The 5,647-nt window shown below is 61.1% G+C and carries 6 protein-coding genes; 4 read left to right on the top strand and 2 right to left on the bottom strand.

Features of this window, described 5'->3' with window-relative positions; translation table 11 throughout:
• Window positions 1–79: 79 nt before the first annotated feature.
• Together OQK_RS10720 and OQK_RS10725 are read right to left on the bottom strand one after the other, a co-directional pair.
• A complete protein-coding gene (locus tag OQK_RS10720; RefSeq protein WP_016772383.1) occupies window positions 80–967 on the bottom strand; it encodes a lysophospholipid acyltransferase in 888 nt (295 codons plus the stop codon).
• 41 nt (window positions 968–1,008) lie between these two features.
• On the bottom strand, window positions 1,009–1,566 hold the full coding sequence (locus tag OQK_RS10725; RefSeq protein WP_016772384.1) for a DNA-3-methyladenine glycosylase I: 558 nt from the start codon (window positions 1,564–1,566) through the stop codon (window positions 1,009–1,011).
• Between the two features lie 81 nt (window positions 1,567–1,647).
• On the opposite strand from OQK_RS10725, the gene glyQ reads away from it, so the two are divergent.
• The 4 genes from glyQ to OQK_RS10745 form a co-directional block, all read left to right on the top strand.
• Window positions 1,648–2,601 (top strand): glycine--tRNA ligase subunit alpha, encoded by a 954-nt coding sequence (gene glyQ / locus OQK_RS10730; RefSeq protein ID WP_003187265.1) that lies wholly within the window; start codon window positions 1,648–1,650, stop codon window positions 2,599–2,601.
• On the top strand, window positions 2,598–4,652 hold the full coding sequence (glyS, locus tag OQK_RS10735) for a glycine--tRNA ligase subunit beta (RefSeq protein ID WP_016772385.1): 2,055 nt from the start codon (window positions 2,598–2,600) through the stop codon (window positions 4,650–4,652). Before glyQ ends, glyS begins: the two co-directional genes overlap by 4 nt.
• A gap of 4 nt (window positions 4,653–4,656) precedes the next feature.
• Entirely contained in the window at window positions 4,657–5,196 is a 540-nt protein-coding gene (gene gmhB / locus OQK_RS10740) for a D-glycero-beta-D-manno-heptose 1,7-bisphosphate 7-phosphatase (protein ID WP_177318475.1), read from the top strand.
• Between the two features lie 83 nt (window positions 5,197–5,279).
• Window positions 5,280–5,647: lysophospholipid acyltransferase family protein (locus OQK_RS10745; RefSeq protein WP_038861176.1), on the top strand; the 368-nt coding region annotated here is incomplete at its 3' end.

Below are 5,647 nucleotides of genomic sequence, written 5' to 3' on the forward strand. Positions count from 1 at the left end.
GCTCGAGCGGCAGGCGCCTTGAGCTACCGATTGAGCAAGGCGAGCCCGTCTGCATCAACCGTCACCCCATCGAAGTTGCTCAGTACCAGCGCGCCTCGCCCGGCGGACGCTTCTTGAAGCGTTTCATGCTCCACATGTACTGGCTCGGATACGCCGCGACGTAACGCTCGACCACTTTGCTCATGGCTGCGCAGGACTCGGCGGTATCGGTGCTGTACATGGCTTCTGGCGCGGCTTCGAGAATGACTTTGTAGCCCGAGCCGTCAGGCAGGCGCAGGGCATGCAGGAACACACCGACCGCTTTGCCGCCGGCCAGCATGTTCGGCACGAATTTGCTGGTCAGTGCCTGAGTGGCGAAGAACGGCACGAAAATCCCGGCGGATTCGGCCGGTTCCGGGTCGGCGGGAATGCCCACGGCACCGCCCTTGCGCACTTCCTTGATGACGCTGAGAATACCTTCCTTGGTCGACGCCGCGACCTTGTTGCCCAGCTGCACGCGCTGTTTGCGCAGCAATTCATCCACTGCCTTGAGCTTCGGCGGACGGTAGAAAATGATCGGTTTGCACTGGCTGCAATAGAAGTGGTTGAGCACTTCCCAGTTGCCGAGGTGGCTGGTGATGCCGACCACGCCTTTGCCCGAGGCCAGCGCCTCCTTGAGCACATCGAGGCCTTCAACTTCGCGAACCAGATCGATCGAGCGCTGCGCCGGCCAGATCCACGCGCAGGCGCTTTCGGTCAGCGACTTGCCGATGTCTTTCAGACTTTGCCCGACCAGACGCTCACGTTCGGCCGCATCCATCTGGGGAAAACACTTGGCGAGGTTGATCCGCACCACGTCGCGGGAACGGTTGGGGGTTTTCCACATGATCCAGCCGATCGCCGAACCCACGGCCTGCACGGCCCGCCATGGCAGCAGGGCAAACAGCCGCAGAGCGCCTACCAGCAAGGCGCCTTTAAACTTTTCCACAGGTCACTCCTGATCTTTGTGCTGTGCGCGAGGCGGGCATTCTAACCGGCGTTGGCGAGCTGCGCGTAGCGGTCGCAATCCTGGGTGTGGTCCATGACCATGCCCGAGGCCTGCATCAGCGCGTAGCAAATGGTCGGACCGACGAAGGTGAATCCGGCTTTTTTCAGCGCTTTGCTCATTGCCAGCGCTTCGGGGGTGATCGCCGGGACTTCGCTGCGATCCTTGAAATGATTGATGATCGGTTGGTCGCCCACGAATGACCAGAGCAACTCCACCGGATCCTCCAGCGCCAGCCACGCCTGGGCATTGCGCCGGGCGGCGTTGAGTTTCAGGCGATTGCGGATGATGCCCGGGTCGAGCATGAGCTCGTCGATTTCGGCGTCACTCATCTGCGCCACGCGCTGCACGTCAAAGCCGAACAGCACCTCGCGATAGCGCTCACGTTTGCGCAACACAGTGATCCACGACAGCCCGGCCTGGAACCCTTCGAGCAAAAGCAACTCGAACAAACCCTGCGCATCGCGCAGCGGCGTGCCCCACTCCTGATCGTGATAAGCCATGTACAACGGATCTTCGGTACACCAAAAGCAGCGTGGCATAAGGCTCCAGGGGGCGTGCGCAGCAACGAATCGGGTATACTCCCGCTCTTTAAATCGCAGCCCAAGAAACAGGTGAATTTCGTGAGCCAGCCTACGCCAGCCGTGCGTACCTTCCAAGACTTGATCCTCGCGCTCCAGCAATACTGGGCCGAGCAAGGTTGTGTGGTACTTCAGCCCTACGATATGGAAGTAGGCGCCGGCACTTTCCACACCGCGACCTTCCTGCGCGCCATCGGCCCGGAAACCTGGAACGCCGCGTACGTGCAGCCAAGCCGCCGTCCGACTGACGGCCGTTACGGCGAAAACCCGAACCGTCTGCAGCACTACTACCAGTTCCAGGTAGTCCTGAAGCCGAACCCGGACAACTTCCAGGAACTGTACCTGGGCTCGCTCAAGCATGTCGGCCTCGACCCGCTGGTGCACGACATCCGCTTCGTCGAAGACAACTGGGAATCGCCGACCCTCGGCGCCTGGGGTCTGGGCTGGGAAGTCTGGCTCAATGGCATGGAAGTCACCCAGTTCACCTACTTCCAGCAAGCGGGCGGCATCGAGTGCTACCCGGTGACCGGCGAGATCACCTACGGTCTCGAGCGTCTGGCGATGTACCTGCAAGGCGTCGATTCGGTCTACGACCTGGTCTGGGCTGACGGACCGTTCGGCAAAGTCACCTATGGCGATGTGTTCCACCAGAACGAAGTGGAGCAGTCCACCTACAACTTCGAACACGCCAACGTCGACAAACTGTTCGAGCTGTTCGACTTCTATGAAAGCGAAGCCAAGCGCCTGATCGAACTCGACCAGCCGCTGCCGTTGCCGAGCTACGAAATGGTGCTGAAGGCGTCGCACACCTTCAACCTGCTGGATGCGCGCCGGGCGATCTCGGTGACCGCGCGTCAGCAATACATTCTGCGCGTACGCACCCTGGCGCGTTCCGTTGCGCAAGCCTACCTGCTGGCCCGCGCCAAGCTGGGCTTCCCGATGGCGACCCCGGACCTGCGTGACGAAGTACTGGCCAAGCTGGAGGCTGCACAATGAGTGCGCAAGATTTTCTGGTTGAACTGGGCACCGAAGAACTGCCACCCAAAGCCCTGAACACTTTGGCTGATGCGTTCCTCGCCGGTATCGACAAGGGCCTGCAAGCCGCCGGCCTGAGCTACGAAAGCAAAACCGTGTATGCCGCACCACGTCGTCTGGCCGTGCTGATCACTGCGCTGGCCACTCAGCAGCCGGATCGCAGCATCAACCTCGATGGCCCGCCACGTCAGGCCGCGTTCGACGCTGATGGCAATCCGACTCAGGCCGCCCTGGGCTTCGCCAAGAAGTGCGGCGTCGAGCTGAGCGAAATCGACCAGAGCGGTCCGAAACTGCGCTACAGCCAGAACATCGCCGGCAAGCCGACTGCGAGCCTGCTGCCGACCATCGTCGAAGATTCGCTGAACGACCTGCCGATCCCGAAACGCATGCGTTGGGGTGCGCGCAAGGAAGAATTCGTGCGTCCGACCCAGTGGCTGGTGATGCTGCTCGGTGACCAGGTCATCGACTGCACGATCCTCGCGCAGAAGGCTGGCTGTGAATCTCGTGGTCACCGTTTCCACCATCCCCAAGCCGTACGCATCGGTTCGCCGTCGAGCTACCTCGCCGACCTGCGTGCCGCGTATGTATTGGCCGATGCCAACGAGCGTCGCGAGATCATCAGCAAGCGCACCGAAGAGCTGGCCACCCGTCAGGAAGGCACGGCGATCGTTCCGCCGGCATTGCTTGACGAAGTGACCGCGCTGGTCGAATGGCCGGTGCCGCTGGTGTGCTCGTTCGAGGAACGCTTCCTCGACGTGCCGCAGGAAGCGCTGATCACCACCATGCAGGACAACCAGAAGTACTTCTGCCTGCTGGATGCCGACGGCAAGTTGCTGCCACGTTTCATTACCGTGGCCAACATCGAAAGCAAAGACCCGCAGCAGATCATCGCCGGTAACGAGAAAGTGGTTCGCCCACGCCTGACCGACGCCGAGTTCTTCTTCAAGCAGGACAAGAAGCAGAAGCTCGAAGACTTCAACCTGCGCCTGCAAAATGTGGTGTTCCAGGAAAAACTCGGCAGCGTCTACGACAAGGCCGAGCGCGTTTCCAAACTGGCCGCGTACATCGCCGCACGCATCGGCGGCAACGCCTCGTGGGCTGCCCGTGCGGGCCTGCTGTCGAAGTGCGACCTGGCCACCGAAATGGTCGGCGAGTTCCCGGAGATGCAAGGTGTCGCCGGTTACTACTACGCCCTCAATGACGGCGAGCCACAGGATGTCGCGCTGGCACTGAACGAGCAGTACATGCCACGCGGTGCCGGGGCTGAATTGCCGGCGACCCTGACCGGTGCAGCTGTCGCCATCGCCGACAAACTCGACACTCTGGTCGGCATCTTCGGTATCGGCATGCTGCCAACCGGCAGCAAAGACCCTTATGCCCTGCGCCGTGCGGCACTGGGCGTGCTGCGTATCCTGATCGAGAAACAACTGGATCTGGACCTGAACGACGCAGTGGCTTTCGCGGTGAATGCGTTCGGCGGCAAGGTCAAGGCTGCCGGCCTCAACGAAGCCGTGCTGGAATTCATCTTCGACCGTCTGCGTGCGCGTTATGAAGACGAAGGCGTCGACGTCGCCACCTACCTGTCGGTACGTGCACTGAAGCCGGGTTCGGCGCTGGACTTCGACCAGCGTGTGCAGGCGGTGCAGGCCTTCCGCAAACTGCCGGAAGCGGCAGCGCTGGCGGCGGTGAACAAGCGCGTATCGAACCTGTTGAGCAAAGTCGAAGGCTCGGTACCGACCGTGGTCGAAGCCAAGTATTTCGACAACGCCAACGAGTTCTCGCTGTATTCGGCAATCCAGCAAGCGGATCAAGCGGTGCAGCCAATGGCCGCGGCGCGTCAGTACAACGAATCGCTGGCACGCCTGGCGGCACTGCGCGAGCCGGTCGACGCGTTCTTCGACGCGGTGATGGTCAATGCCGACGATGCCAATGTGCGGGCCAACCGTTACGCGCTGCTGGCGCGCCTGCGTGGCCTGTTCCTCGGTGTTGCCGACATTTCGCTGCTGGGTTGAGGGATTGCTGTTGAAACTGCTGATTCTCGATCGTGACGGCGTGATCAATTACGACTCCGATGCCTACATCAAGTCGGTGGAGGAGTGGATTCCGCTGCCCGGCTCGATCGAAGCGATCGCGCAGTTGAGCAAGGCCGGCTGGACGGTGGCGGTGGCCACCAACCAGTCGGGCATTGCTCGCGGCTATTACGACCTCGCCACCCTCGAGGCCATGCACGCGCGCCTGCGCGAGCTGGTCGCGGAGCAGGGCGGCGAAGTCGGTTTGATCGTGTACTGCCCGCATGGCCCGGACGAAGGCTGCGATTGCCGCAAACCGAAACCGGGAATGCTCAAAACCATTGCCGAGCATTACACGGCGCCGTTGACCAACGTCTGGTTCGTCGGCGACAGCCTTGGTGACCTGGAGGCCGCCAAAGCCGTCGATTCACAGCCAGTTTTGGTGAAGACCGGGAAAGGCGAAAAGACTCAGGGCAAAACCCTGCCGGTTGGCACTCTGATTTTTGACGATCTGGCGGCGATTGCCGCAGAACTTATCCACAACTAGAGTACTTCTGAATTTCCTGGCCAGGGATTGCTCGGGAGTGCGCTTGAACAGTCGGGCATTGCCCCGTAACGGTAACCGTCGCCATGTCGATACTGCGGGCCTTCAGAATCTTTGTTTTTTATCTGCTGCTGGGCACAACAGCGTTGCTGTGGTGCAGCCTGAGCTTTTTCATCGCGCCGTTTCTGTCCTTCAAGGCGCGCTATCGTTTCATCAACGTGTACTGGTGCCGTTGCGCCCTGTGGCTGACCAAGGTTTTCCTCGGCATCCGCTACGAAATCAAAGGCGCGGAAAACGTGCCGGACCGGCCCTGCGTGATTCAATCGAACCACCAGAGCACATGGGAGACGTTCTTTCTCTCCGCTTATTTCTCGCCATTGAGCCAAGTGCTCAAGCGCGAATTGCTTTACGTGCCGTTCTTCGGCTGGGCCATGGCCATGCTGCGCCCGATCGC

The sequence above is a fragment of the Pseudomonas sp. R62 genome (assembly GCF_000257605.1).
In the GTDB taxonomy this organism is placed as follows: domain Bacteria; phylum Pseudomonadota; class Gammaproteobacteria; order Pseudomonadales; family Pseudomonadaceae; genus Aquipseudomonas; species Aquipseudomonas atacamensis.

Coding starts and splice junctions, on each gene's coding strand:
- OQK_RS10725 (WP_016772384.1), bottom strand. CDS start 1,566: ATGCCACGCTGCTTTTGGTGTACCGAAGATCCGTTGTACATGGCTTAT.
- glyS (WP_016772385.1), top strand. CDS start 2,598: ATGAGTGCGCAAGATTTTCTGGTTGAACTGGGCACCGAAGAACTGCCA.